This window comes from Dorea sp. (assembly GCF_977044405.1).
On sequence record NZ_CDRRQK010000001.1, the window covers coordinates 13,909 to 38,373 of the forward strand.

The 24,465-nt window shown below is 39.8% G+C and carries 29 protein-coding genes and 1 riboswitch; of the genes, 5 read left to right on the forward strand and 24 right to left on the reverse strand.

The window, feature by feature from the left end; translation table 11 throughout:
- Positions 1–140: 140 nt before the first annotated feature.
- The 8 genes from pnuC to ACWJAF_RS00130 form a co-directional block, all read right to left on the reverse strand.
- Positions 141–857 (reverse strand): nicotinamide riboside transporter PnuC, encoded by a 717-nt coding sequence (gene pnuC, locus ACWJAF_RS00095; RefSeq protein ID WP_448861345.1) that lies wholly within the window; start codon positions 855–857, stop codon positions 141–143.
- Positions 858–1,008: 151 nt separating this feature from the next.
- Positions 1,009–1,191 (reverse strand): hypothetical protein, encoded by a 183-nt coding sequence (locus tag ACWJAF_RS00100; protein WP_448861347.1) that lies wholly within the window; start codon positions 1,189–1,191, stop codon positions 1,009–1,011.
- Positions 1,192–1,199: 8 nt separating this feature from the next.
- Positions 1,200–1,571 (reverse strand): MATE family efflux transporter, encoded by a 372-nt coding sequence (locus tag ACWJAF_RS00105; RefSeq protein ID WP_448861349.1) that lies wholly within the window; start codon positions 1,569–1,571, stop codon positions 1,200–1,202.
- Between the two features lie 10 nt (positions 1,572–1,581).
- Positions 1,582–2,004, reverse strand: a complete 423-nt coding sequence (locus ACWJAF_RS00110; protein ID WP_448861351.1) for a hypothetical protein — start codon at positions 2,002–2,004, stop codon at positions 1,582–1,584.
- Complete coding sequence (locus ACWJAF_RS00115; protein ID WP_448861353.1) at positions 1,997–2,689, reverse strand: DUF3990 domain-containing protein; 693 nt, start codon at positions 2,687–2,689, stop codon at positions 1,997–1,999. Before ACWJAF_RS00115 ends, ACWJAF_RS00110 begins: the two co-directional genes overlap by 8 nt.
- A gap of 63 nt (positions 2,690–2,752) precedes the next feature.
- Entirely contained in the window at positions 2,753–3,400 is a 648-nt protein-coding gene (locus ACWJAF_RS00120; RefSeq protein WP_448861355.1) for a class I SAM-dependent methyltransferase, read from the reverse strand.
- Positions 3,401–3,613: 213 nt separating this feature from the next.
- Positions 3,614–4,381 (reverse strand): hypothetical protein, encoded by a 768-nt coding sequence (locus ACWJAF_RS00125; protein ID WP_448861357.1) that lies wholly within the window; start codon positions 4,379–4,381, stop codon positions 3,614–3,616.
- Positions 4,363–5,112 (reverse strand): hypothetical protein, encoded by a 750-nt coding sequence (locus ACWJAF_RS00130; protein WP_448861359.1) that lies wholly within the window; start codon positions 5,110–5,112, stop codon positions 4,363–4,365. Before ACWJAF_RS00130 ends, ACWJAF_RS00125 begins: the two co-directional genes overlap by 19 nt.
- A gap of 58 nt (positions 5,113–5,170) precedes the next feature.
- Here ACWJAF_RS00130 and ACWJAF_RS00135 point away from each other — a divergent pair, with 58 nt between their 5' ends.
- A complete protein-coding gene (locus tag ACWJAF_RS00135; RefSeq protein WP_448861361.1) occupies positions 5,171–5,680 on the forward strand; it encodes a TetR/AcrR family transcriptional regulator C-terminal domain-containing protein in 510 nt (169 codons plus the stop codon).
- 57 nt (positions 5,681–5,737) lie between these two features.
- Here ACWJAF_RS00135 and ACWJAF_RS00140 read toward each other — a convergent pair whose 3' ends face one another.
- The 11 genes from ACWJAF_RS00140 to ACWJAF_RS00190 form a co-directional block, all read right to left on the reverse strand.
- On the reverse strand, positions 5,738–6,382 hold the full coding sequence (locus ACWJAF_RS00140; protein ID WP_448861363.1) for a thiamine phosphate synthase: 645 nt from the start codon (positions 6,380–6,382) through the stop codon (positions 5,738–5,740).
- Positions 6,383–6,464: 82 nt separating this feature from the next.
- Positions 6,465–7,670 (reverse strand): 2-iminoacetate synthase ThiH, encoded by a 1,206-nt coding sequence (gene thiH, locus ACWJAF_RS00145; RefSeq protein ID WP_448861614.1) that lies wholly within the window; start codon positions 7,668–7,670, stop codon positions 6,465–6,467.
- A gap of 129 nt (positions 7,671–7,799) precedes the next feature.
- Complete coding sequence (locus ACWJAF_RS00150) at positions 7,800–8,588, reverse strand: thiazole synthase (protein ID WP_448861365.1); 789 nt, start codon at positions 8,586–8,588, stop codon at positions 7,800–7,802.
- 139 nt (positions 8,589–8,727) lie between these two features.
- A complete protein-coding gene (thiF, locus tag ACWJAF_RS00155) occupies positions 8,728–9,399 on the reverse strand; it encodes a sulfur carrier protein ThiS adenylyltransferase ThiF (protein WP_448861367.1) in 672 nt (223 codons plus the stop codon).
- 5 nt (positions 9,400–9,404) lie between these two features.
- Positions 9,405–9,602 carry a sulfur carrier protein ThiS gene (gene thiS / locus ACWJAF_RS00160; protein ID WP_448861369.1) on the reverse strand — a complete coding sequence of 66 codons (198 nt, stop codon included), beginning with the start codon at positions 9,600–9,602 and terminating at the stop codon, positions 9,405–9,407.
- 166 nt (positions 9,603–9,768) lie between these two features.
- Positions 9,769–9,930 carry a hypothetical protein gene (locus ACWJAF_RS00165; protein ID WP_448861370.1) on the reverse strand — a complete coding sequence of 54 codons (162 nt, stop codon included), beginning with the start codon at positions 9,928–9,930 and terminating at the stop codon, positions 9,769–9,771.
- Positions 9,913–10,019: riboswitch (TPP riboswitch) on the reverse strand. (Overlaps the previous gene by 18 nt.)
- A gap of 54 nt (positions 10,020–10,073) precedes the next feature.
- Positions 10,074–10,415 (reverse strand): winged helix-turn-helix domain-containing protein, encoded by a 342-nt coding sequence (locus ACWJAF_RS00170; protein ID WP_448861616.1) that lies wholly within the window; start codon positions 10,413–10,415, stop codon positions 10,074–10,076.
- 47 nt (positions 10,416–10,462) lie between these two features.
- A complete protein-coding gene (locus ACWJAF_RS00175) occupies positions 10,463–10,858 on the reverse strand; it encodes a LytR/AlgR family response regulator transcription factor (protein WP_448861372.1) in 396 nt (131 codons plus the stop codon).
- Positions 10,859–10,873: 15 nt separating this feature from the next.
- Positions 10,874–12,115, reverse strand: coding sequence for a sensor histidine kinase (locus tag ACWJAF_RS00180; protein WP_448861373.1), 1,242 nt, complete (start codon positions 12,113–12,115; stop codon positions 10,874–10,876).
- A gap of 1 nt (position 12,116) precedes the next feature.
- The gene (locus ACWJAF_RS00185; protein WP_448861374.1) at positions 12,117–12,416 is read right to left on the reverse strand and encodes a hypothetical protein; all 300 of its coding nucleotides are present in this window, start codon (positions 12,414–12,416) and stop codon (positions 12,117–12,119) included.
- 103 nt (positions 12,417–12,519) lie between these two features.
- On the reverse strand, positions 12,520–13,638 hold the full coding sequence (locus ACWJAF_RS00190) for a 5-methyltetrahydropteroyltriglutamate--homocysteine S-methyltransferase (protein WP_448861375.1): 1,119 nt from the start codon (positions 13,636–13,638) through the stop codon (positions 12,520–12,522).
- Positions 13,639–14,065: 427 nt separating this feature from the next.
- Between ACWJAF_RS00190 and ACWJAF_RS00195 the strand changes: the two genes are divergently transcribed.
- Both ACWJAF_RS00195 and ACWJAF_RS00200 read left to right on the forward strand, forming a co-directional pair.
- Positions 14,066–14,833 (forward strand): DUF4866 domain-containing protein, encoded by a 768-nt coding sequence (locus ACWJAF_RS00195; RefSeq protein WP_448861377.1) that lies wholly within the window; start codon positions 14,066–14,068, stop codon positions 14,831–14,833.
- Positions 14,820–16,166 (forward strand): threonine/serine ThrE exporter family protein, encoded by a 1,347-nt coding sequence (locus ACWJAF_RS00200; RefSeq protein ID WP_448861379.1) that lies wholly within the window; start codon positions 14,820–14,822, stop codon positions 16,164–16,166. Before ACWJAF_RS00195 ends, ACWJAF_RS00200 begins: the two co-directional genes overlap by 14 nt.
- A gap of 56 nt (positions 16,167–16,222) precedes the next feature.
- Here the strand turns inward: ACWJAF_RS00200 and ACWJAF_RS00205 are convergent, their stop codons facing one another.
- Complete coding sequence (locus ACWJAF_RS00205; RefSeq protein ID WP_448861381.1) at positions 16,223–16,711, reverse strand: HD domain-containing protein; 489 nt, start codon at positions 16,709–16,711, stop codon at positions 16,223–16,225.
- A 467-nt stretch (positions 16,712–17,178) separates the two neighbouring features.
- Between ACWJAF_RS00205 and ACWJAF_RS00210 the strand changes: the two genes are divergently transcribed.
- Positions 17,179–17,601, forward strand: a complete 423-nt coding sequence (locus ACWJAF_RS00210; protein WP_448861618.1) for a PD-(D/E)XK nuclease family transposase — start codon at positions 17,179–17,181, stop codon at positions 17,599–17,601.
- Positions 17,602–17,700: 99 nt separating this feature from the next.
- Here the strand turns inward: ACWJAF_RS00210 and ACWJAF_RS00215 are convergent, their stop codons facing one another.
- From ACWJAF_RS00215 to ACWJAF_RS00225, 3 genes are all read right to left on the reverse strand, one after another.
- Positions 17,701–19,101, reverse strand: coding sequence for a glycoside hydrolase family 1 protein (locus ACWJAF_RS00215; protein ID WP_448861382.1), 1,401 nt, complete (start codon positions 19,099–19,101; stop codon positions 17,701–17,703).
- A gap of 12 nt (positions 19,102–19,113) precedes the next feature.
- Positions 19,114–21,012 (reverse strand): beta-glucoside-specific PTS transporter subunit IIABC, encoded by a 1,899-nt coding sequence (locus tag ACWJAF_RS00220; protein WP_448861384.1) that lies wholly within the window; start codon positions 21,010–21,012, stop codon positions 19,114–19,116.
- A 209-nt stretch (positions 21,013–21,221) separates the two neighbouring features.
- On the reverse strand, positions 21,222–22,145 hold the full coding sequence (locus ACWJAF_RS00225) for a MurR/RpiR family transcriptional regulator (protein WP_448861386.1): 924 nt from the start codon (positions 22,143–22,145) through the stop codon (positions 21,222–21,224).
- 175 nt (positions 22,146–22,320) lie between these two features.
- Here ACWJAF_RS00225 and ACWJAF_RS00230 point away from each other — a divergent pair, with 175 nt between their 5' ends.
- Complete coding sequence (locus ACWJAF_RS00230; RefSeq protein WP_448861388.1) at positions 22,321–22,713, forward strand: hypothetical protein; 393 nt, start codon at positions 22,321–22,323, stop codon at positions 22,711–22,713.
- Positions 22,714–22,736: 23 nt separating this feature from the next.
- Here the strand turns inward: ACWJAF_RS00230 and ACWJAF_RS00235 are convergent, their stop codons facing one another.
- Positions 22,737–24,431 (reverse strand): AAA family ATPase, encoded by a 1,695-nt coding sequence (locus ACWJAF_RS00235; protein ID WP_448861390.1) that lies wholly within the window; start codon positions 24,429–24,431, stop codon positions 22,737–22,739.
- Positions 24,432–24,465 lie beyond the last annotated feature (34 nt).

Genomic DNA, 24,465 nt, shown 5'->3' on the forward strand with positions numbered 1-24,465 from the left:
AAAGAAGTTATAAATAACAACGGAAACCATCTTACAAAAAAATACAGCCGCCATATATCTCCGTGATTACTAATCAGATTCATATAGCAACTGTATTTTCTTATTTTTTAGACTCTTAAAAAATTATAAATATACTTCCGTTATGCCTGCTGCACTTCCCTCTTCTTCCAGCTCACAAATCCATACATATCATTCAAAAAGAAAATGATAAAATTCACAGCCACCGGAATATATCCCGGATTCTCCAGTGATGCTAGAATCCACATCAGGATCAGCACGATATCATTTGCCGCATACCCTACTGCGTAATAAGACGATCTGAGCATTGTAAGGGACGCCGCCAGAAAACTGGTATAGATAGACACGGTACTTAAGAACAGATTCGGTGTATCAAGTGCTCTTAGGATCATATAAAAAATTCCTGTCACTACGATACACACCGCTCCAAGTCCAATGATATGCCGGTGGTTTAGTATCCGGATTTCTACTTCATTTCCATTTTCTTTGGATGGATTTCTGATCCAGGTGATCGTTGACCAAATTGCCATCGGCATCGTCATGCCAAGATATGTGATCATCTCGCCCCAGTAACGGAACCGGTATGAGATGATTCCATATAGTATGCTGAATACCACCATCAGGATCTGCGCCCACACATTTCCTTTTGCGGCAAATATCAGTGAGGTCACTCCTATCATTGCCGCAATTAAAGTTAATATATCAAAATCACTCGTCATCATATTCGACACAATAACGATTGCCAGGGATATTCCCCACAGCATCCATTCTTTTCTGGTTAATGTCTTTATCGGATTATTCATTCTGTCATTTTCTCCTCTATCCTGATTTTTTATCATTTTTATCCAAATATTTTCTTCAGGATATTAAGGATCTAATAACGGTATCGTTCTTTGATATAAGATCATTATCTGCTCCTTCGATTATCCTCTTAACCTCTGGTTCGATATTCTATTATATATGCAGACACAATCAAATTCAATCTTTTTCTTATATAACCTGGAACTTTGTCCATGCCTGAGATTTATATCTCCAAATGAAAATCGCACCTCTGAATACCAGATCAATGCTCATACCGAAAGCAACTCCGATCACGCCCCATCCAAGCCACAGTCCAAATACGGCTGAGAAGAATAATCTTGCAGCGATCGTAAGTGTAATGGAAACAATCATCGTAAACTTTACATCTCCTGCTGCCCGCAGTCCGTTTCCGAGTGAACCTGCAAATGGATAAACTTCTTAAAATAATAATTCGCCGCATCGATATCTCTGGCTCCCATGCACTGCCCGATTACCGTTGTATACACCGGTGCCATCGCAATTCCCATAATCTTTTTCAGCAGGCTTCCATCCCATCGGAAGATAGCTGCTATATTGACCACATTTGTCACTACCGATATGTACATCGTAACATTCGTTTTTCCAATACTTCTGCAAAGTGCGGCACCTGCATCACAAATGGCAAGTGCCGGAAGTGAAAATGTCGTGATCAGAAGGTATCCATCGCATGCGTACATCACATCTGCCTCGATTTTTCCAAAAAGCAGTCTCAACAAAGGCTTCCTAGTGTTTTTGATTATATATTTCTTTTAGGTCATCAATCGCCATCTCTACGTCCAATGTATGAAATCCCAGCCAGCTTTCATTCATCATTTTTTCATCTGCAATTTTATATATCTGTCTGCTGCTTTCGCCCGTATAATAATGCCAATAGCGATATACATATCCGGTCCAGTACATCACTTCTTTACTATACCTAACTCCGGATTTTCTCAATCCACCCACTTCATCATCCAGTTCCTCGAGAATGTATTCTTCCCCCGCCCACTGTAATCTATCATAAACATCATCCAATGCTGCAGCCGTTCTGCTTGTCATAAATGATTTTATAAATGCCGGACAATCATATCCTGTTTTTAAAGCCAGTTCGAATAGACGTCCCTGTATATCACAAAGCTGTCGTTTTTGAAGTGTAAGATTAAGCATTCTGTCCACCTGCCTCTAAGATTTCATCAAAAAATCGTCCTTCCCGTCTATATTTCCTGCAAATACTTTCTGCCAGTTCTATTCCCCTGGAACGATTTATTTCACTTTCATATTTCAATTTTTCCCGTTGCTCTTCATTAATTTCCTGTTCCTCAATAATTTTTATATTTTTGCAAGCTTTTTCTGTCTTCGCCACATATTGTTTTCCTAATTTTAATGCTGAAAGACTATTTATTAATGCAAGATCTGTAATTTCGCCATTAAAGAAACGGTCCAGTACAACAAACATTCTGTCATTCGCAATATACCCAACAACCATATCACACGATTTGTCCCAATCTGCATATTTATTATAAATAGATGTGCCTTTTACCGATTCCATCTTTCCCCTGTTATATGCAACCAGTAATGCCCAGTCCAGTCCCACCTCTATATCCATAATTTTCAATTCCGACAAATCAACACTTAACGTATATACCTTTGCCTTCGGATAATTACAGATTAAAGTCAGCGGCTGTGTCTGATCTGTTCCCATATAAAATCCTTTACCAAAATCACATTTATCTCTGCTTTTTGGTGCTATCATTCCATCTATTCCTGATTTTGAACCATGATACAGTGTAATTTTTTCATTACTTGTGATTATCCGATTTTCTTTTTCTGTGTAACGTTCCATCTGAGTCATTATAAGACCTCCAAGTCATTACAAATTTGATTCTCTTATTATACCACGCCCCACAAAACATTACTATTTCGTTTTCACCGCAACCACATGACACCGGAATTTTTCTTCTGCCTGAATCTTCATCTTTGTGAATCCTGCTTTTTCAAGCATTTCTTTGTATTCCTCTTTTCTATACACTTTTACATCCCCATGTCCGATCAGCCGTGCCAGCGGAAGCTCGATATGATTCATGAACCACAATACGGCTCCGCTAGAAGTATAATCTCTTAATATCAGCCGTCCATTTTTTCTGAGTACCCTGTAAACATTATCAAAGAATGCCTGTGGGTTCGGATAATGATGAAAGCTGTTCGTGCAGATAATCACATCAAAAGATTCATCAGCAAATAGAAGTTTCTCACAGTCCCCTACTATGAATTCTGTATTCGGCAGATTCTTTTCCTGTGCTTTTTTAATCATCTCCGGTGTCAGATCAAGTCCTGTATACTGCTTATCCGGATATTCTTCTGTCAGTATCTCAACCATGGGACCAGTTCCACATCCGCAGTCCAGAACGTCTTGGAAATCTACCTTCTTAAGCTCTGCCAGAACCTTTGGATAGTCATATTTACACATTTCGTATATTCCTGAATGTCCGGAATCATATATCTTTGCAGCTTTGGTAAATTCTTTTACCGACATATCTTTATATTCTTTTGATGTTTTTGCCATGTTTTTATCCTCCGCCAATTAGTTTTATCTAACTTAAATTTTAAAGCCTTATCCTATAATTGTCAATTTTATTATCAAACACCACATATCTTCTCTTATATATTTCAAAATACAAAAGAACCTGTCACCTGCAACTTTTCTTGCATGCTTTGGCATAATAAAAAAGCATGTAAAGACATACCGGTTTTACATGCTTTTTCATTATTTACCCCTTTATTTTCCACTGAACAGATTCTTGAACTTCTCTATCACGCTGCTTTCTTCTGTCTTCTTTTCTGTCTTTTTTGCCTTCTCTTTCTTCTCGATTGCATCTGTCTTAATTACGAACTGTACAGAATCGATATTGCCATTCTTCTCGGATACGAATGATACCGTCTCGGAATCCCCGCCTGTCAGGGAATCTATCATCTCATTCATGGTATCCTCAATCTGTGTATCCATTCCATTTGTCTGATCATAGAATTCCTGCGTTCCGTCGTTTAACTCTTTGCTTCCGTTACTTAATGTAACTGCCCCCTGATGAAGCTCGTTAGTTCCACTCTTTAATGTCTTTGATCCTTTTACCAGTTCTTTACTTCCGCTTGCCAGACTTACCGTTCCTGAATTAATCTGTGAATATGCTTTTGTAATTGCTGCCACACCATCTGTGTAATCATTCACGCCCTGATCCAGCTGTGTATAACTTGCTGTGAGCTGATCGATCGCACTCTTTAATCCACTTACATTATTAGCTGTGCCTGACACTGTATTAGCCAGTGTTCCGATAGCTGCATCAAATGCTGCATAATTATCATTTAACTGTGAAAGACCAGATACCAGTTCACCGGTTCCTTGTGACACACCATTCAGATATTGTTCTGTACCACTGATTGCTGCACTGTCTCCCCGTAATAATGTCACTACATTACTTAAGCTTGTAATCTGCGAATCAATCTGGGCTACCAGTTTCTGACTTATTGCATTTACAGAATAATCCGGCATACTCTTAATCTGTTCTTCTGTCGCAGACAGTTCACTGATCTGAGAAGATATGGAATTGATTGCTTCTGCATATCTGACACGCCACTTTTCAAGGTCTCAAGTCCCAAATCCAGTGAGTTGATTCCTCTATCTAAAGATTCCGCTCCGTCTGACAGGCTGCTGCTTCCATCCACCATAGAATCCGTTCCATCAGAAAGAGCACCTGCTCCGTCGTTTAACTGTTTTGCCGCATCCATAATCTGTGTCACTTTATCTGTCAGCTCTGTATCATCGATATCAACATCCAGATTCATCTTTACCGCATTGATTGCCACAGCATCCATCTCAAAGTCTTTTACATCGGCCGTAACTTCTGCATCCAGTCCTTTTCCCGGAAGCACGGTATAGCTAATCTGTTTATTGGCTCCTACATTCGCCAGTGTTGCACCGTCGGCCGTAATGTTTTCACAGTTTTCTGTATCAAGTATCATGCTCGCCATAAGTGCACTGCTGTCATAAAAATCAGATGTGCACTTTTCATTCTTATCGATCTTAATGTGTATCTTTAAGCCCCCTGATTTTCCGGCAAGCTTTTCCGGTGTGATCTTTTTCCCATCCAGTGTATAAGTGATATCTATATTCCAAGGAATTTCTGTATCTTCCATTGTTCCCTGATAATATACTTTTTCTTTGTCTGATGAAAATGTAATCTTATCCCCATTCTGCTTAATCTTATCTGTTGTATTCAACATTTTTACAGAACTATCTTTACAGACAAAAACAATGCTTTGCACTTCTTTAAAAAAAATCATGAAGCACAAAGCTTTTTCAAAGATCACAGTCAGCGAACTTATCAAAGACTGTAATCTGAACCGTAAAACTTTTTATTATCATTTTGAAGATATCTATGGACTTTTAAAATGGATGCTCGAGCAGGAGGCATTCGAAGTGGTACGTCAGTTTGACCTGCTTGTAGATTATAAAGATGCCTTTGATTTTGTGATTGATTATGTAAATGAAAATGCGTATTTCCTGAATTGTATCTATGATTCGGTCGGACGTGACCAGTTGAAACGCTTCTTTTATAAGGATTTTATCGGATTGATCGAGAAAATCATCCGTGATACAGAAAAGAAACTTGATGTCTCGATCGATAACCATTACCGGCAGTTTCTTTGTAATTTTTATACAGAAGCAATTGCCGGAATGCTGATCGATCTGTTTCAGAATCCGGATATATGTGACAGGGACCGGACATTTGAATATTTTTCTGTAATATTAAACAATTCTCTGCCGGCAGTGTTATCAGCAAAGCCATAGGGACAGGAAAAACGGCTTTTTTACTGTCCCTAATGACTTTTTATACTATTTTAATCATCATATTTCCATCATCCCGGACATAATGCATCCTCCAGCAGCCCCACATTCTTTCATATCCTGCCACTGCTTCTCCTCAAATTTGATTCCACCAATTCCGTATACGGGAATGCTGACTTCCCGGCAGACTTCTTCTAAAAATTCCAGACCTCTTGGCGGTAATCCTTTTTTGCAATTCGTAGCGTAGATATGTCCTGCTGTCAGATATGCCGCCCCAAGTGCTTCTGCTTCCTTTGCTTCTTCCACGGAATGTACCGATGTTCCAATACCTTTACAGATATTTTTATCCGAAACTTCTTTCTGCTTCCCGGACTCTTTCAGATAATTCTTCAAATACATTTTTTCATCATCAGAAAGTCCTTTCCATATCGGAAGAGGCAGATGTACCGAAGTACATCCAAGTTCTATTGCCACTTTCCAAAAATTATGAAGGATACAATGCACCTGATACTGATTGCAGATTTCTAAAACTTCTTTTGCAAGTGTTCTATATTCCTCTTCCGTCAGATCTTTTTCCCTTAAGATGATTGCGTCCGGATGTATCTTACAGACTCTTTCTATCTGCTCTGAAAAAGGCCGCTTACAAAGCTTCCGATTACTAACTGCAATCACTTTAAATGTCTGATTTCCTACAGATTCTATCACTGATAGCTCCTTTCGACTATATTCCGTTTCTTCCAAATGTATAATGATTCAGACTCATACATATATTACTTATTTCCTTCCATTATACATAAATATAATCACTCATCACCGGCTGAAGATTATGTTTCAGAAGAGCCTGATATACCTCATCCACAGATCGTCCATCTGAGATTTCAAACTGATCATCACCTTTGTCTTCAATATCATCCACGTGACTTCCGATACCTGTACTTACACCGGCAGATATCTTCGTTGCCGCAATGCTTACCAGATTATCACGGACTCTTTCACATTCTCTGGTAGAAACCGTGATACTTGCAAATGGCATAAACAGACGATATGCACACACTACCTGTAAAAGCTGCGGCTCGTGTACATCCATCGGATTGATCCTGTCGTTATTGATGATCGGCCGGAGTCTCGGACAGGAAAATGCAATCTCTGCATGTGGATATTTTCTCTGTAACAGATACGCATGATATCCTGTTGCAAATGCGTCTTTTCTAAAATCATCCAGTCCAAGAAGTGCCCCAAATCCAACTCCACGCATGCCGCCTTTTAATGCTCTTTCCTGCGCATTCACACGGTATGGATAGATTCTCTTATGTCCGGCAAGATGAAGTGTTTCATATTTATCTGAATTATAGGTCTCTTGAAATACGGTTACATAATCAGCGCCGCATTCATGCAGATATGCATATTCATCGGAATTTACCGGATAGATTTCAAGGCCGATAACTTTAAAATATTTTCTTGCGATCTTACATGCCTCACCAATGTATTCTACCGTAGATTTGTTGCGGCTTTCACCCGTCAGGATCAGGATTTCCTGAAGACCGGTCTTGGCAATTGCTACCATTTCCTTTTCTATCTCTTCTGCTGTTAACTGTGCACGGTTGATCTTATTATGGCAGTTAAATCCACAATAGATACAATAGTTTTCACAATAGTTTGCAATATAGATTGGTGTAAACATATAGACGCTGTTTCCAAAATGTTTTCTTGTCTCTATCTGCGCTGCCTGTGCAATTTCTTCCAGAAATGGCAATGCTGCCGGGGATAATAACGCCTGAAAATCTTCCGGTGTACGTTCCGTATGTGCCAGCGCACGTTTTACATCTTCTGCTGTATAGCTGTCATAATCATATCTTTCCATTGCTGCTACAACCTGATCTAGTATCTCTGATCCGATGTCCTCCATGCCAGGAAGGTATGTCATATGATTGATGCGGTTCTTCTTTTGATCTTCCAGAATCTCCTCGCTTAAGATACTTTCATTTATATGCATAATTTCCCGTTCTTCTTTTTCTGTATATTTTTCTGTATTTTTTCCCGCAGCTTTAGTTATACCCTGTTCATTTTCTTCTTTTATTTTATTATTTCTATTTTCCTGTACCTGTTCCATCTTATCAGCCTCCTAATCCTGCAGAAATCCCGTCAGTGGTGAAGATGCGCTGGCACCGCGTTCGATTGTTCTTCCAAGTCCGGAAAGGTAAGCACTTCTGCCAGCTTCGATTGCCTTCTTAAATGCTTCTGCCATCGCCGGTACGTCTCCAGCCGTTGCAATTGCTGTATTAGCCATGACTGCAGCTGCTCCCATTTCCATTGCCTCACATGCCTGGGATGGACGCCCGATTCCGGCATCTACAATGATCGGCAGATCAATCTCATCGATCAAAATCTGGATAAAATCTTTTGTACAAAGTCCTTTATTTGATCCGATTGGTGCACCAAGCGGCATAATACATGCAGCTCCTGCATTGACCAGATCTCTTGCAGCGTTCAGATCGGGATACATATATGGCATAACTACAAATCCTTCTTTTGCAAGAATCTCTGTTGCCTTGATTGTCTCATAGTTATCCGGAAGCAGGTATTTCGAATCTCTTACTACCTCTACTTTGACGAAATTGCCACATCCGACTTCTCTGGAAAGTCTCGCAATACGTACTGCTTCTTCTGCATTTCTTGCTCCTGATGTATTCGGAAGCAGTGTCACATCCTCTGGTATATAGTCCAGAATATTAGCAAGCCCGCCTTCATTGGCACGGCGGAGTGCAAGTGTGATGATCTGTGCTCCGGCTTTTTCCACACAGGCTTTTACCAGATCCAATGAAAATTTCCCTGAGCCAAGTATAAAACGTGAGGTAAACTCCTTTCCTCTCAGAGTAAATGTATCTGTTTTTTTCATTTCTTTTTTATCCATAATCTAATCCTTCTTTCATTTATTATACTGATATCATATATTCTTATCTTCCCGGCATCATCCGGACTATCATATAATTCCTATACAGCTACCCTGATAGCCACCGGCAGCTTCTTCTGAACATATACCGATTACATGCTTAGACGTCTTCTTCTCCCAGTATCAGCCGTGTGATCATATTTGCCTCATGCGCTGCACAGATTGCAACTCTTGGCGCCATTAGACCATTCCCGTAGGTTGGTTCTGTCTCCCGGTCTCCGCAGAGGTAAAAATTCTTCATAAGCTTCTGCGTACGGATGGTATTGCTACTTCCATATCCGGCCATTCCGGTTGCTGATACCAGTTTTTTCTCTGGGAAATGTTCCAGTATTCCATTTACCAGCATTGCTTTCGCCTCCGGATTATCAAATGCTTCACAGACAATTGATGCATCTTTAAAAAGCTCCTGAAGATTTTCTTCTGTTACTTTCACACAATCGGTCTGAATATCCAGATACGGATTAATTTTTAGCAATAATGACTTAAGTGCATCTGTCTTATACATCCCGATATGCTCCATAAAGTACTGCTGCCGGTTCAGATTCGTGATATCTACCACATCAAAATCAATCAGATGCAGATGTCCCACACCAATCCTTGCAAGTGCATATGCTACATTTGACCCAAGTCCGCCAAGCCCGGCAATCGCCACATATCCAGCGGATAAAAGTGCCTGTTTTTCCGGAGAGTGACGTTCATTCAGTGCATTTAAAATTTCTTCTTTACTGAGCACTTTTTCTGTCGTATTTTCCACTGCTGTTTCCTTTCCCATCAATGTTAGCCTCCTCCTACAAATGTCACAACTTCCAGACGGTCGCCGTCTTTTAACATGGTATCGGAATAGCTGTATTTTGGAAGGATGTCTCCATTCAGCTCTACAGCGATTCTTTTTACCTGATACCGGTTTTGTTCCAGATATTCTTCTACAGAAATATCTTTTGTCAGATTGATTCCTTTTCCGTTTACAATAATCATGTGCGTTCTCCTTTCCCGGACTTTAGCCTCCCGGAAAATCCAATAAAAAAATATTGAAAGATTCCGGGAATCCCTGTCAGATGAAAAAAAGAGTTCACGAAGTAAATACACCCGTGGTGGTGCACCCCTTCATGAACTCTCGCTCACTCTCAACTTATCCGATATTTTATTTTTCCTGATTATTAACACCCTGTCTGTTCAGCTGTCTCGATCTCTTTTCACCATAACCGATAGCTGCATCGTGGATGCTCTGATAATCTTGTATACTTAGATATAAAAAAGAGAGACACCAACTAAATGCATCTCTCCTAAACTCTACGTTATACATTCCTACGTTGGCATTATCCAAATCAGGTATATGGGTCGAAGCTCTCAACTTCCTCTCAGCCTGGTACACAAGCTCCCCGTGTTTTATTTACAATTCTCAGTATAAGAACCAATCTGTCTGATGTCAATAGATTTTTTATAAATTTAACTCAGATTGCTCCTCGTATTCTCTGCCCAGCCATACTGCTGCATATACTCTCCATGGTATGTATTGACGGCCAGACTATTCCCACCCAGAAAATCATAAAAATCGCAATGTACTTTCTTTACATCAATGGATGTTGCATTTCTTGCACGGATCAGGATATCCTCGCAGCCTGCATTTTTCAATGTTTTCCGAAGGGATGACATAACGGTCTGTACATTCCTTGTCTTGCTGTCATCTTCCCATAATACTACTGCAATTCCGGTATTGGATACCGCTGCACCTCTTCTGTCGATCAGATAGGCCAGCAGCTCTTTCGCCTTTTCCCGTTCCCATACCAGTGGCTTCCCCTTCCTGAATACTTCAAATGTGCCAAATGTATGTACATTTAATTTGCGTCATCTTCTATTACCGGTGATTTTAATATCTGTTTCAGTGCTTCCAGCTGTTCCCTGATCTTATCTGCTGTGACCGGCTTCATAATATATCCGACTGCATGCACCTGATATGCTTCCAGGGCATAGTCTGAATATGCCGTACAAAATATGATCTTGGTCTCTGGTTTTCTGTCTTTTATCTGTTTTGCAAGCTGGATCCCTGTCATTCCCCTGAGTTTGATGTCCAGAAATGCATAATCCAGATGTCCTTTCATTTTTTCAATATGCTCCAGCGCATCCTCCCCTTCATCGAATCCAATCAGATCTGCATCCGGGAATACTTTTTCCAGTTCATTTAACAATTCGTAGAGTAACAGCTGTTCATCATCTACTGCAATGATATTCATCACACAGTCCTCCCTCTAGTCCTTCTCATCCGGTATATAGATGGTCACGATGGTTCCGCATCCTTTTCTACTATAGAAATTAAGCTTGCCATCAGCCATCTTTTCAACTCTTTCCTTTACATTTTTTAGTCCGATATGTGTTCTTCCATCATCTTTTACCGGTATTTCTTCAATGGATGATGCATCAATACCATTTCCATCATCTTCCACTACAATCACATTCATATGACCTTCTTTCCGGATCATAAGTTTGACGGTTCCTCCGCCTCTTTTATCACCTGCTCCGTACTTGATCGCATTTTCCATAACCGGCTGTATGGTAAGTGGTGGAATTAAAAATTCTACATACTGTACATCATATTCCACCTGTAATTTTTCTCCATAACGCATCTGTTCCAGATTCACATAACGTTTTACATGTCCCAGTTCCTGTGTCACCGGGATCATCTCCGTGCTTCCAAGTACATCCAGATTCTCACGGATATATTCTGTAAAATTCAGAAGTGAATCCTGTGCTTTCTTTACATCGATTCCACACAAAATCCGTATCGTTGATAATGTATTATAGAGAAAATGTGGCTGCACCTGGCTCATCATGATGCTGATCTGGGATTCTTTTTCCTGCAGCTCTTTCTTATATTCTTCCCGTACCAGAACTTCCATTTTATTCTTTACTTTGTTCCATGATACGAAACAACCAATCAGAATTGCGATCACATTATTCAGCATATTATAGCGGAACATCGAGTAGGATTCCAGATTATATTCCAGAATACCGGTAAGCAGGAACATGCCGATTGCAATCTTGAGATTATTTTCCGGATAGATATCAAATACTGTTCCGTAGGTTACAAGAAATACACAGAGCAATACATTTCTCTCTTCCGGCAGCCTTACAACATCATAATACAATGTAACCAGATATAAGGTAAAGATTACAGTTCTTGTAAGTATCCGGTTCTTTTTTATAATACCTCTTTTTAACAGGACATCTTCTCTTACCAGAATGATCATCACTAAAAACTCCACGATCAACAGCATGAATGGCAATATGTTGGCAACGGAGATTCCCCAGTACGCACATCTTACAATCATAATAAATGCAATGACCGGTATCAGCCAGATACAGCAATTTTCCAGTAATTTCAAATTATCCCTGGCGATCGTCGCTGCATGCTTCAGACGCTTTTCATTGTCATATCCAAGGTTCCGCCAATGGGAAATATATGTTCTTATCTTTGTTCCTCTGTTATTCATTTTACTTATTATCAAATGTAATATTCCGGATCATATTTCTGTTAATAAGCTGTGTTCCCTTCCTGGTATCAACCTTTACCCACTGCATATCCGCTTCCATGAGCTTTCCTTTGATTGCTCCGACTTCATTAAAAAGACTTACTGTACAGTCTTTTCCCATATACTGATCTAACATTGAACCATCCATATCTTCTTCCATCCTTTCTCCATTTACAATTGTGATTACATTGTTTGCCGCCTGTACTGTCAGCGCCGTAAGCATATTCATGTTATTAAGCGCTATCATTGTTGCAACATCCATATAGGTTCACCTCCACCTTTTCCTGTAGGCTTTGTTATTAGTATATACTCTGTCTGTCTCAAATACCAGTTTTGATTAATGGACTTGGAAAAATTCTTCTGGCTTATCTGTCTGGCCATACTTCGCCGGCGATCTCTTTTACGAGCTTAAGTTTTGCCCACTGTTCCTCTTCGGTCAGCTTATTACCGATTTCGCAGGATGCGAATCCGCACTGCGGGCTTAAGTATAATCGGTCAAGAGGAACGTATTTGGCAGCTTCGTGGATTCTTGCGATTACTTTTTCTTTTTCTTCCAATTCCGGTGTCTTGGTTGTTACAAGTCCAAGTACGACCTTTTTATCGCCAGCTACCTTTGCAAGTGGTGCAAATCCGCCGGATCTCTTGTCATCGTATTCCAGATAGTATGCATTTACATTCTCTTCTCCGAATAACAGATCTGCTACGGAATCATACGCACCGGAACTAAAGAATGTAGAATGATAATTTCCACGGCATACGTGTGTATTAATCACCAGATCTTCCGGTGCCTGTGCAACTACCTGATTATTCAGTTCCAGAAGAAGTTTCTTGTAGTCTTCCAGTTTCTGTCCGGTTCTTCCTGTCAGTGCAACTGCCATCTTCGCATCTACCATTCCGCCCCATACGCAGTCGTCGAACTGAAGGTTACGGCAGCCTGCTGCATAGATTTCCTGTACAAATTCACTGTATGCCTTAATTACATCTTCCGCAAATGCTTCTTCTGATCCATAAATCTCTAATGTCGTGTTCAGAAGCTGTGCTCCCGTAAAATATGCATAGAACTGCCCCGGTGACGGAATGGTCTGTTTTGCAATTGTATTTTCATCTTCTAATGCTTTGATGAATTTGAAGTGCTCTACAAACGGATGATTCTTTACTGAAATCTTTCCAGTCATGTATGTATCATCAATCATTGCTGCTTCTGCATCGAATGTTGTATTTCCCTCAACAGTCTTCTGATGCTCGATTCCCTCAAATCCCCACATGAAATCCAGGTGCCATGTCGATCTTCTGAATTCTCCATCTGTGATAACGTGGTATCCAAGTTCTTTAATCTTTGCTACCAGTTCCAGGATGCATTCATCTTCTACTGCGGTTAGTTCTTCCTGTGAGATTGTACCTTCTTCAAATTTCTTTCTTGCGTCTTTTAATTTCTGTGGGCGTAAAAAACTTCCTACAAAATCGTAACGAAATGGTGTGTTCATGATTATTTCCTCCTTGCCACGGGGACGGGATTTTCTGGCTTTTTTAGTGTCCCCGGTGGCTTTCTTTTATATTTTTCATATTCTTGATTGTGTTCTCGATCGATGGATTTATTATAATTTGTTTCGATAAACTTGTATAATACAAAAAAACATGTATTTGTCATAGTTTTTAACTATATCAAATATTTCTTTCAAATCATCAACTGACTATACAGAGAACCTTCCACCGACAGTTTCTCTTACATACTTTGACATCTATATAACCTGCCACCGACACCATTTCTTATATGCTTTGGTATAAAAATCTTAGATTTTCCTTCTTTATCATATCACAATCATATATCCGCTATATTAATTATAGCTTTCACTTATCTTTATCACAGTTGTATAATTTATTCGGATGAAATATGAAAGGAAGCGTATGATCATGGAAGAGAAAACACTTTTTCCACGAGAAGAAAAATCAGAAATATTATTTAAGAAAATATCCGAAGATAAATGGGCCTGTGAAAAACTGCTGGAAACATTCTGCAGTTACTTATTCAGTAACGATGGGGTAGACCTTCCAGACTCTCCATCATCTACAGAATTCACACAAGCTCTTTTCAATTCCTATCGCAACCGGGATTTATCTGCGTTTCTGATGGCTATCTGCCAGAATACAGTCTTTGATCTTTTAAGAAATGCATTCCTGATTCCCTATCGGTTCAATGCAGACGGAAAACAGAATCCGATAATTATGACAGATGAAAACGGAATTTTACTTCCTGAATATAAAAGATCGATTCATGAACGGGAATACCGTTATTTCCATGAGGTGTATACAGATCTCAGAGCTCCAAAGAATATTTTTCTGGCACAGGCATACCGCTACAGCCATTCTTATACATCCGACGATATGGAACCGGAACAAAACATTCTGGAAAAGAATAACGGTGTACTGTTGATCCGTGAATTACCAGATACCGTAAAATTAAAAGAAACCGAAGCAGAAGCTTATTCTGCTATTCTGGATATTGTCATAAAACTTCAGAAAGAGCTTCCTATGTCCTATGTATTCTATGGACAGGATTCTCTTGTTGAAGATAATACCCGTTATGATGAGATCGGAGTTTTCCTTCCGAATTCACATTTCTTAAAAAATCTGGAACGCCACGTTTCCAAAGCAGAGGCGATCATTTATGCAGGCAACTAATTCTGACTTTATCGATATTATGGAAAAAAATCATATGGAGATTCCATGGCATGACTATGCCAATGATGACAGTAATGTGCTGATTGCAGAGGCCGGATTAATTGAGAAAGCTTCTGTCATTGGCCGCGTAGGGTTAATCATGCTCTCCTGTGGGACCGGTGCATGGCGTGTACGAACTTCTATGAACCGGCTTTCCAAAGAGCTTGGTGTAACCTGTACGGTAGACGTGGGACTTATGTCTATTGTATTCAACTGTTTTGATGGAAACGATTGTGTTTCCCAGTCATTGAGTATTGCCAATACAGGAGTGAATACATCCAAGCTTTACCGCATGGAACAGTTCGTAGATCATTTTCCAGAAGAAGAAGCCCATATGACTGGTGAAGATATCCATAAACGGTTGGATGAAATTGAGGAAATCCATGCCCTTTATTCACCTGCAAAACTGGGCTTTGCCGCAGCTCTTGCCTGTTGTGGCTTTACCTTTTTACTCGGAGGTGGACCAGTTGAGATGGCTCTTGCATTCATTGCCGCCGGCATCGGTAACCTTATCCGCACCAAATTAATCAAACATCATTATACATTGTTTTTGAATATTGCCATATCCGTATCTGCATCATGTTTTACCTATGCAGTCTTTCTGAAGCTTGCGGAACTTTTCTTTCACATTCCAGAACTTCATGAGGCTGGTTATATCTGCTCGATGTTATTCATCATCCCGGGATTTCCATTTATTACAAGCGGGATCGACCTTGCAAAGCTGGATCTGCGTTCGGGACTGGAACGGCTTACTTATGCAATCATTATCGTTATGGTTGCCACTTTATTTGCATGGATCATGGCTTTACTTCTGCATCTGGAACCGGCCGATTTTACAGCGCTGCATTTAAGTGCTGCTTCCCGCCTTATCTTCCGTGTGATTGCGAGCTTTTGCGGAGTATTCGGGTTCTCGATCATGTTCAACAGTTCTCATTCGATGGCTGCAACAGCTGCATTTATCGGTGCCATTGCCAATACACTCCGGCTTGAACTTGTTGATTTCACACAGATGCCTCCGGCCGCCGCCGCATTTATCGGGGCTCTAACTGCCGGATTGCTTGCTTCTTTTATTAAGAAGAGTAACGGATATCCGAGAATCTCGCTTACCGTGCCTTCTATTGTGATCATGGTTCCGGGACTTTACCTGTACCGTGCGATTTATAATTTCGGGATTATGTCCCTGACGGATGCGGTTTCGTGGTTTACTTCTGCGATTATGATTATTGTAATGTTGCCGCTTGGACTTATATTTGCGAGAATTTTGACCGATCGTACGTTTCGGTATTGTACGTAAAATCTCTCATTTTAGATAGCTTCTGTATGTCAATTTCTTTTCCTTCTATTCCACTTTTACCCCAGATAAATAGCATACAGAAGTCCTTTTCCCGTCTCCGTTTCAAATATCTTTTCTCTTGCATTTCTTATTGATTTTTCTGACATCTGGCTTTCATCCGCATTGACAAGAAAATCTGCCTCCAGTAAAATCCGGTAATCCATGCCATCTACATTTCCATAGGTATGGTGATGACTGACCAGATACACGATCCGTTCTTTCATCTGTCCTTCAATTCCTGCTTCATTCAAAAACTTTTCTGCCAGTTGGATGCCTTCTTTTTCCTGATATTTTCCATTCGTGTTACCATATTTCTCTCTGCAGAGCGGACAGGCAATATCGTGTATGATAGCTGCTATCTCGAGTGTTTTCTGTGTTGTTTCATCCAGTCCTTCTTTTTCACCGATTAATTTTGCATAGGTATATACTTTCAGAAAATGTGCGATATCATGCCGGTTACCATCTGCTTCCTGTATCATCTTTATTATCATGTCATTCACTGTCATTTTACTTCATCTCCTGTATTTTTCTTTTATCATACATCAATTTTTCCTACTTCATCCGGATTCATTTCTCTTATTGTGCCTTTTTCCATCTGCTTCTTTATCCTTTCTCATCCGTAACCGTTCTTCATTCATTAACGGCTGTATTATTCTTATCACTACTGTCTGTAAATTTTATTATAACGCATTTGTATACTTAATTATAGAAAATTCTGTTGCAATATTGATCAATATATGTTAGCCTACATTCACGCAGTTCTTACTCGAAGAGCTACAGAAAGTTTCTATCAACCAATCGGTAATTATTCTTACAGCTCAATATTTCGAGCAGATAATCCGATATTACTTATAAGATGAATATTGTTTTGATCTATGGCTCAAAATTTTAACGATAATTTTTTCTTTTCTGTCATATTATACTGTGTTAAAATATACTTAAGCAGAGATTTCTTTACTTCAGGCGATAGTTCATCTTACAAAAGAAGGAAGAATTCTCATGTGTAAACGGAACAAAAAATGAATCTGATTTAATGCAATGGATGCGTTTTCTGTGTGGAAAGAACAGGAAGGATTTGAAACGAATGGCAGAGAAAAATTCTACCCTAAAAGAAGCCTATAATGAACTAGATAAACTAAGTGCAGATGAGCAGAAACGTCTTGAATACGAAGCCAGACAAAAGGCTATCCGGGATAAAAACATTTTACTTATAACTGGTGAGAACCGCGGACTTGAAAAAGGCGAACGCATTGGACTCCAAAAAGGTATTCAGGCAACAATAGAAACCTGTCAGGATTTTCAAATTTCAAAAGATAATATCTGCCAGAATTTAACAGAAAAATTCGGTATCTCTAAAGCAGAGGCTCTTTCTTATATCGAAAAATACTGGAAATAAAGTATATTTAGATAAACATATATAATCATGTCTACAAAAAAACTGCCAGAAGAATCGCCTACACACACATATATTCTTCTGGCAGTTTTTTATAACCTGTTACATCTCACTTCCATTCGTCCGTATCACATTCTGATACCAATAGAAGCTGTCTTTCTTAATTCTCGCCATATCTTTCAAGTTTTTCTCATCTCTGTCCACGTACACGAATCCATAACGTTTTCCATATCCCTGATGTGTACTTACAAGATCGATAAATGCCCAAGGACAGTATCCAATCAGGTTCACTCCATCCGACAATGCAAGCTGTGCCTGTTTAAAATGTCTTTCCAAATAATCAATACGATAATCATCATGTACTTTTCCGTCTTCCGTCAGGACATCCTTTGCGCCCAGGCCATTTTCTGTGATCAGAAGCGGCATATGGTAACGGCTGTCGATTCTTCTAAGCGTCACACGAAGTCCTACCGAATCGATGATCCATCCGAATTCTGTCTGTTCCAGATATGGATTATTGCCGGAACGATACACACCTTCTTCTCCAAGCATTACCTGCTGGTCACCGTTTCTTGGCTGGCAGTCTGTGCCGTCATTCTTACTTGCACTTACCGTTGCCGTTGCATAATAATTAACTCCCAGGAAGTCTGCTGTTCCTTCTTTTAATATCTCCATATCACCATCTTCGATCTCCGGAACGCAGTCTTTTTCTTCCATATATGACCATGCCAGAGAATTATAATATCCATATACCGCCATATCCAGGTACATCCAGCAACGGATAGTCTCCCAGTTATCTGCCGCAATGGCATCCAGCGGTTTGCATGTTTCAGGGTAGATTGCTGTAATATTAGGTGCCGGACCAATCTTAGCATCCTTACACATTTTATGGCATAAGATCGTTGCCTTTGCAGATGCAAGAAACATATGATGACTCTGCTGATATAATTCTTTCTTAGTCGGAGTCTTTCCCGGATTCATCGCATTTGGATGATTGATCATACAATTCTGTTCATTCACCGTCAGCCAGTATTTCACTCTGTCTCCATAGTTTTCAAATAATACTTTTGCATATTTTTCAAAAGCATCTACCGTTGCACGGTTACACCATCCACCCTTTTTATGTAATTCCAGAGGCAAGTCAAAGTGATACATGGTTACGATTGGTTCAATATGATGAGCCACCAGTTCATCGATCAGATGATCGTAAAATTCAATTCCTTTCTGGTTCACCTCGCCGTCACCATCCGGAATGATTCTTGCCCAGGAGATAGAAAAGCGGTATGCTTTCAATCCCATTTCTGCCATTAATGCTACATCCTCTTTCCAGTGATGATAATGATCACTTGCAATCTTAAAATCAGCGATATCTTCCGGTTCATGCAGATCCTGTACGGACATGCCTTTTCCATCTTCCTTCCATGCTCCTTCTACCTGGTAAGCAGATGTAGCTGCTCCCCACAGAAAATCTTTTGGAAATTCTTTTAATTTTTTATGATACATTCTGCTTCCCTCCTATTTTGAAATGTGAATCGGCTTATCTGTTCCGTCTGTCTTTTTTCCTGCATCTACAGAAACATCCGAGAAATCATCTGTATTGGTAATGATCACCATTGTCTGTTCACTGTATCCAGCTTCACGGATTGCATTCATATCAAATGCGATCAGCTTATCTCCGGCCTTTACTACATCATCCTGTGATACAAAAGACTGGAATCCTTTTCCATCCATTTTCACAGTATCAATTCCGATATGAATCATCATCTCCACACCGTTTGTTCCTTCCAGACAGATTGCGTGATTTGTTGGGAATAAGGCTGCTACCGTTGCGTCAAATGGCGCTCTTACAATACCTTCTTCCGGAATAATCACTGCACCTTTTCCAAGTGCCTCTGACGCAAATGCTTCATCCGCTGATTCACTAAGTGGAAGTACTTCACCATTTACCGGTGAAATAAAATCTGCTGTTCCGCCTTCTGCAATAACTTCTTTTGTTGTGTTATCTGTCTCTTTTGCAACTTCTTTTCCGTTTTCTTCTACGTCTTTTTCAAACTTCAGACTGAAGATAAATGTCAGAACACCGCTGACTACTGCTGAAATAATAATCGCAATAATAATATTTACAAAACATTTTGTTGTATTGTCTCCAAGATATAACAGTACTGCCGGAAGTCCTGATGATCCAGTTGCGAATCTGTGTGTGTGCGTAAGACCTGCATAAAGTCCACCACTTGCTCCACCGATCATGGTTGCGATCAGTGGATATTTTTTCGGAAGAGATACACCATACAGGATTGGCTCTGTGATTCCCATATATGCTGTGATCGCTCCCGATACCGCTATCTGTTTTGTCTTTTTATCTTTTGTTCTGAATGCTACGACTGCTCCTGCTGTAGCCTGTGCCATATTGGAACACAGACATCCAGGTCCGAAGATACTGTCGTAACCCAAATTTGCCATCTGCATAACACCAAGTGGTGCAACACCATTATGAAGACCGAACATAACCATCAGTGGAAGAAGTCCGCCTACCAGTACTGCTGGTGCCCACGCTGCCGTCTCGCTTAAGAAGGTGAAGAATGTCGCCAGGTATCCTCCAAGGATTGCTCCGATTGGTCCAAGTACTGAGAATGCAAGTGTTCCCATGATCAGGAACGTAAGCATCGGTACAAATACAAGTTCTACTGCCTTTGGAATCCATTTCTTTAACAGCTTTTCTACATATGCCTGTACGAAGATTACTAAGATGATCGGAATTACAGACGATGCATAATTTGTTAATGTAAATGGAATCACGTCAAAAAACTTAACCGGATTGCCTTCTGCTACAAGTGCCGTCCAGTTCGGATGCAGCATCATCGCTGCAACACCTGCAGCCAGGATCGGGTTACATTTTAACTTCTGTGCAGTTGTGAATGCCAGAATTATCGGAAGGAAATAGAATACTCCATCTGCAAAAAGATTCAGAAGCATATAAGTCTGATTGTCCGCTGTGATAACTTTTGCCACAACAAGAAGTGCCAGCAGTGCCTTTACCATACCGGCTCCTGAAAGTGCCGGTATGACCGGCTGGAATACACCTGCCACAAAGTCAATGATTACTTCAAATGCATTTTTCTTCGGTGCATTTTCATTTCCAGACTTCTTATCTGTATCTTTTTTAATATCTACCAGTTTTTCTACTTCTTCAAACACATCTGCCACATGTGTTCCAATGACTACCTGATATACACCTGCATTACGGATTACTTTTACAACTCCATCAATCTGGCCAACAATCTGGTCATCTACGATGCTTTCATCTGCAAGTTTAAAACGCAGGCGCGTCTGACAATGATATGCGTCTTCAATATTACCTTTTCCCCCTAACTGCCTAATCAGTTCGGCAGCAAGGCTTTCATACTTTTTACTCATTCGCTTATAGCCTCCTGTATTTTCTTATCCTGCGTATCCGGTTTACGCATCCAAGACGTCTTTGTCATCTGATAGGCTTAGTAAAACACAGGGGCATGACTTTATCAATAGCTCTGCCCTTTTACGAAACAGAGTTTTACATTTTTTCATTTTCACATGCTTTTCGTGAAACAAAGTGAAACTTTTCCATGTTTTAAGTTTTATCTGCGCTATTTTCTTCCTGCATTGTCTTTGAAATTTTCTTTGTCTTTATCCTGCATTTCCTTCATCTGCGTATTTCTTTCCTGCTCAAGCATTCTGGAATTCAAAAGCTTAAAATTCTTATTGTCTCTGTAATTCTTCGCAAATACCCATGAAAACAGACTGTCCAATATAAATTTCAACGATTCTTCGGTCGAATAATTCGAAATCTTTGTATACAGCCGTTCTCTTGAAACCAAAGTAAATACACAGTCAATCTGTTTACGGATATAATTTTCGCCGCCACTGGCAATCCCGATCATCGGCACATGATTAGCCTTCAATATCTTAATCTTGTCCATCGGAACCTTCGTCTGATTATTTCCTGAATAAGAGATAATTATCGCACAGTCATCCGGTCTCAGCGCTGCACTAAGGAGTCCTGATTCTCCGGCACCTTCTACCCTTGCCAGATATCCTATGGAACATAATTTTCTCGCAAATGCACCCGCATAATAACTATTAGGACTAAGAGAAAAAATTACAATATTTCTTGCATTTACAATTCTCTCGGCCGCATGCTCAAGAATGGATTCCTCAATCAGATTCCTCGTCTCTCTGATCGTATCTACCTGCATCTGCTGGATATTATCCAATACTTCTTTCATATTATTATTTTCGGTAAACGGGAAATTATAATCAATATCATTTTCATGTGCTTTCCTGTATTGCACCTCTGCAATATAATCTTTCATGAACTCTTTCCAACCATCATAACCCATTGCTTTAGCGAAGCGTACTACGGTTGCCTTGGATGTATATGTTCTCTCGGCGATCTCGCTTAGTGTATACTTATATATATTGTCCTGTTCCCGGATGATAAATTCCCCTACTGCATGCCGGGCATCGGAATAGCCCATCATCGTTTCTTCTATTTTTTGAAATAAAAACATTGATTACACCTCTCCTTCTTTACTTTAATAATATCAATTGTTCTGATCTTCAAAACAGGTTTTCAAAAATCGTCATTTCTAATTCTTTAAATAGCATGTGAAAATTTCTTGCTACCGGGTTACCCTGGCATGTTATTTTCATTATATGCTGATTCTTGAAATCATGTAAAGAAAAATGTACCTACTATTAAACAGTGCGTTAAGTCTTTCCGGTATCAATGACCTGGGTCGTTCGTTTGATTTTGTTCCATATCCGCTCCAGTCATTTGCGCAGCGTTATCTTGGACTGAATTATCCGCAGGCATTAACCGGACTCTTCCCATACTGGCTGAAAGAAATCTACCGTGCCAGTGAAGACAAGGCTATCTTCTACCGCTATTTTGAAGAAATCCTGCATGTAAAAAAAGACGCAAAAGACGACGAGATTCTTTTACAAGAAGCACTCGCCGCCCTTTCAAAACTTTATGAAGAATTTCACATTGCTTTCTGTTATAGAGATATTGCCAAAGATCCGGAGGATTATCAGCAGTTAGTCGATATCATTGATTCATTTGGACCGATGCATTAATTGCAGATTCCCTTTTTCATCTTTTATCCAATCAACACTTTCTTCCCTTCAAAAGCAAATCCATAATGCCTGATTTTCTCCGGTTCTATCCCCAGATCAACCAGCTCTGCATCGTATTTTTTCTCTTCAATCTGTTTTAATGCCGATTGCACAGTCTCTTCTAATGTCTGTTCTGCTCTCATATTCCGGATCTTGAATTCCAGAATAATTGCCGGATTGTTTCTATCTGATACTTTTCTTGGAACCAGCATTACATCATACCGGCCAAAGCCACTTTCACGATTCGACCGGATCACATAATCCTCTCTGAGTTCAATGATCAGTCCCAGGACAAATCCATGATAAAAGCGTTCCGGTTCCAGATAATCAGACATGCCCTTACCTGTATCAAAATAACTGAATGTAGCCAACATTACTTCATTCAAGTAATAATTCATTGCTTCCTTGTCCCCTTGCAGCAGGGCTTTCACAAAACCATTGTAATTAGAGCCGCTGATTCTGAACCATCCTTTGAACATATTCGAAAACATACTGACCGTTTCCAGATTCGTAATACTCAGATGATACCATGGTTCCATAGTGATCCCTTTATATTCCACGTCTTCAACCTTCAGATAGCCGCTTGCAAGAAGAAGACTCCATATCGCATCTTCATCCCTGTCCAACTGCTCAAATACAATTTGTTCATCAAAATTTGAAATAATTTTCCCTCCGGAGATTAATGATTCCATCTTTGTTTTAATCTCCGGCGATGCTGTCTGAAGCATCTTACTGACCAAGCCATTAGAGCTGGTTGATGCCCAGTACGGCTTCAACTGTTTTCCTTTCAGAAAATTTGTAATTGACCATGGATTATAGATATCTTTCTGACTCCCGAAAGTAAATCCATCATACCATTTTCTTACATTTTCTTTCTGATCACTCATTCCAAATTGCTCTAACGCATCAAATACTTCCTGTTCTGTAAAACCAAAACAATCTGAATATCTTTCAGAAGTTGTTGTAATCACCGTCAGATTATTAAGATCTGAAAAAATAGATTCTTTTGAAACTCTCGTAATTCCTGTCATAACAGCTCTTTCCAGATAAGCATTGGTTTTAAATGTAGAATTAAAAAATCCCCGGATGAATGCCGTAAATTTATCCCAGTAACCATGTATATACGCCTCTTGCATCGGAGTATCATATTCATCCAGAAGAATAATTACTTTTGTTCCATAATACAGATAACAATAATAAGAGAGATCCTGCAAGGCACTTTGTGCAGTTACATCATCCATATCCGGGTTCACACGTCTGAACTGTTCTCGTTGCACCTCCGAGAGCAGTTTGGAGCCAGCAATATGCTCAAACTTCTGGTATAGTGTTGAAATAATCCTTTTAATTTTAGATATGGCATCCTGATATTCACTCTGCTTTACATCTGCAAAACTCAGATATAGAACCGGATATGTTCCCTGCAGTTTTTGGAACTTTTCTTCTTTCCAGATAGAAAGATTCTCGAATAAATCCGTTCTTTTTTTATATTTTTCAGAAAAGAAACAATTAAGCATGCTCATATTCAAGGTTTTTCCAAAACGGCGTGGACGGGCAATTAATGTAATATCATCTGCGGATTCCCACCACTCTTTTATGAAATTTGTCTTATCCACAAAGAAATATCCGCCTTCTATTAAGGCTGCGAAATCTTGCTTCCCGATACTGATTACATTTCCCATCTTCCACGCTCCTGTTCTTTATAAATATAGAGAA

Bases quoted from the DNA above. Each gene is read 5' to 3' on its own strand.
- ACWJAF_RS00150 (WP_448861365.1), bottom strand. From the start codon at position 8,588: ATGGATAAAAAAGAAATGAAAAAAACAGATACATTTACTCTGAGAGGA.
- ACWJAF_RS00185 (WP_448861374.1), bottom strand. From the start codon at position 12,416: ATGGATGTTGCAACAATGATAGCGCTTAATAACATGAATATGCTTACG.
- ACWJAF_RS00180 (WP_448861373.1), bottom strand. From the start codon at position 12,115: ATGAATAACAGAGGAACAAAGATAAGAACATATATTTCCCATTGGCGG.
- ACWJAF_RS00230 (WP_448861388.1), top strand. From the start codon at position 22,321: ATGTACCTACTATTAAACAGTGCGTTAAGTCTTTCCGGTATCAATGAC.
- ACWJAF_RS00110 (WP_448861351.1), bottom strand. From the start codon at position 2,004: ATGCTTAATCTTACACTTCAAAAACGACAGCTTTGTGATATACAGGGA.
- ACWJAF_RS00165 (WP_448861370.1), bottom strand. From the start codon at position 9,930: ATGTATAACGTAGAGTTTAGGAGAGATGCATTTAGTTGGTGTCTCTCT.
- ACWJAF_RS00200 (WP_448861379.1), top strand. From the start codon at position 14,820: ATGCAGGCAACTAATTCTGACTTTATCGATATTATGGAAAAAAATCAT.
- ACWJAF_RS00130 (WP_448861359.1), bottom strand. From the start codon at position 5,112: ATGTTGAATACAACAGATAAGATTAAGCAGAATGGGGATAAGATTACA.
- ACWJAF_RS00215 (WP_448861382.1), bottom strand. From the start codon at position 19,101: ATGTATCATAAAAAATTAAAAGAATTTCCAAAAGATTTTCTGTGGGGA.
- ACWJAF_RS00195 (WP_448861377.1), top strand. From the start codon at position 14,066: ATGGAAGAGAAAACACTTTTTCCACGAGAAGAAAAATCAGAAATATTA.
- ACWJAF_RS00125 (WP_448861357.1), bottom strand. From the start codon at position 4,381: ATGCCGGATTATTCTGTAAATGCAATAAGTCAGAAACTGGTAGCCCAG.
- thiH (WP_448861614.1), bottom strand. From the start codon at position 7,670: ATGCATATAAATGAAAGTATCTTAAGCGAGGAGATTCTGGAAGATCAA.
- ACWJAF_RS00225 (WP_448861386.1), bottom strand. From the start codon at position 22,145: ATGTTTTTATTTCAAAAAATAGAAGAAACGATGATGGGCTATTCCGAT.
- ACWJAF_RS00235 (WP_448861390.1), bottom strand. From the start codon at position 24,431: ATGGGAAATGTAATCAGTATCGGGAAGCAAGATTTCGCAGCCTTAATA.
- ACWJAF_RS00135 (WP_448861361.1), top strand. From the start codon at position 5,171: ATGAAGCACAAAGCTTTTTCAAAGATCACAGTCAGCGAACTTATCAAA.
- thiF (WP_448861367.1), bottom strand. From the start codon at position 9,399: ATGGGAAAGGAAACAGCAGTGGAAAATACGACAGAAAAAGTGCTCAGT.
- ACWJAF_RS00115 (WP_448861353.1), bottom strand. From the start codon at position 2,689: ATGACTCAGATGGAACGTTACACAGAAAAAGAAAATCGGATAATCACA.
- pnuC (WP_448861345.1), bottom strand. From the start codon at position 857: ATGATAAAAAATCAGGATAGAGGAGAAAATGACAGAATGAATAATCCG.
- thiS (WP_448861369.1), bottom strand. From the start codon at position 9,602: ATGATTATTGTAAACGGAAAAGGAATCAATCTGACAAAAGATATTTCT.
- ACWJAF_RS00190 (WP_448861375.1), bottom strand. From the start codon at position 13,638: ATGAACACACCATTTCGTTACGATTTTGTAGGAAGTTTTTTACGCCCA.
- ACWJAF_RS00100 (WP_448861347.1), bottom strand. From the start codon at position 1,191: ATGATTGTTTCCATTACACTTACGATCGCTGCAAGATTATTCTTCTCA.
- ACWJAF_RS00205 (WP_448861381.1), bottom strand. From the start codon at position 16,711: ATGACAGTGAATGACATGATAATAAAGATGATACAGGAAGCAGATGGT.
- ACWJAF_RS00175 (WP_448861372.1), bottom strand. From the start codon at position 10,858: ATGAATATCATTGCAGTAGATGATGAACAGCTGTTACTCTACGAATTG.
- ACWJAF_RS00120 (WP_448861355.1), bottom strand. From the start codon at position 3,400: ATGGCAAAAACATCAAAAGAATATAAAGATATGTCGGTAAAAGAATTT.
- ACWJAF_RS00220 (WP_448861384.1), bottom strand. From the start codon at position 21,012: ATGAGTAAAAAGTATGAAAGCCTTGCTGCCGAACTGATTAGGCAGTTA.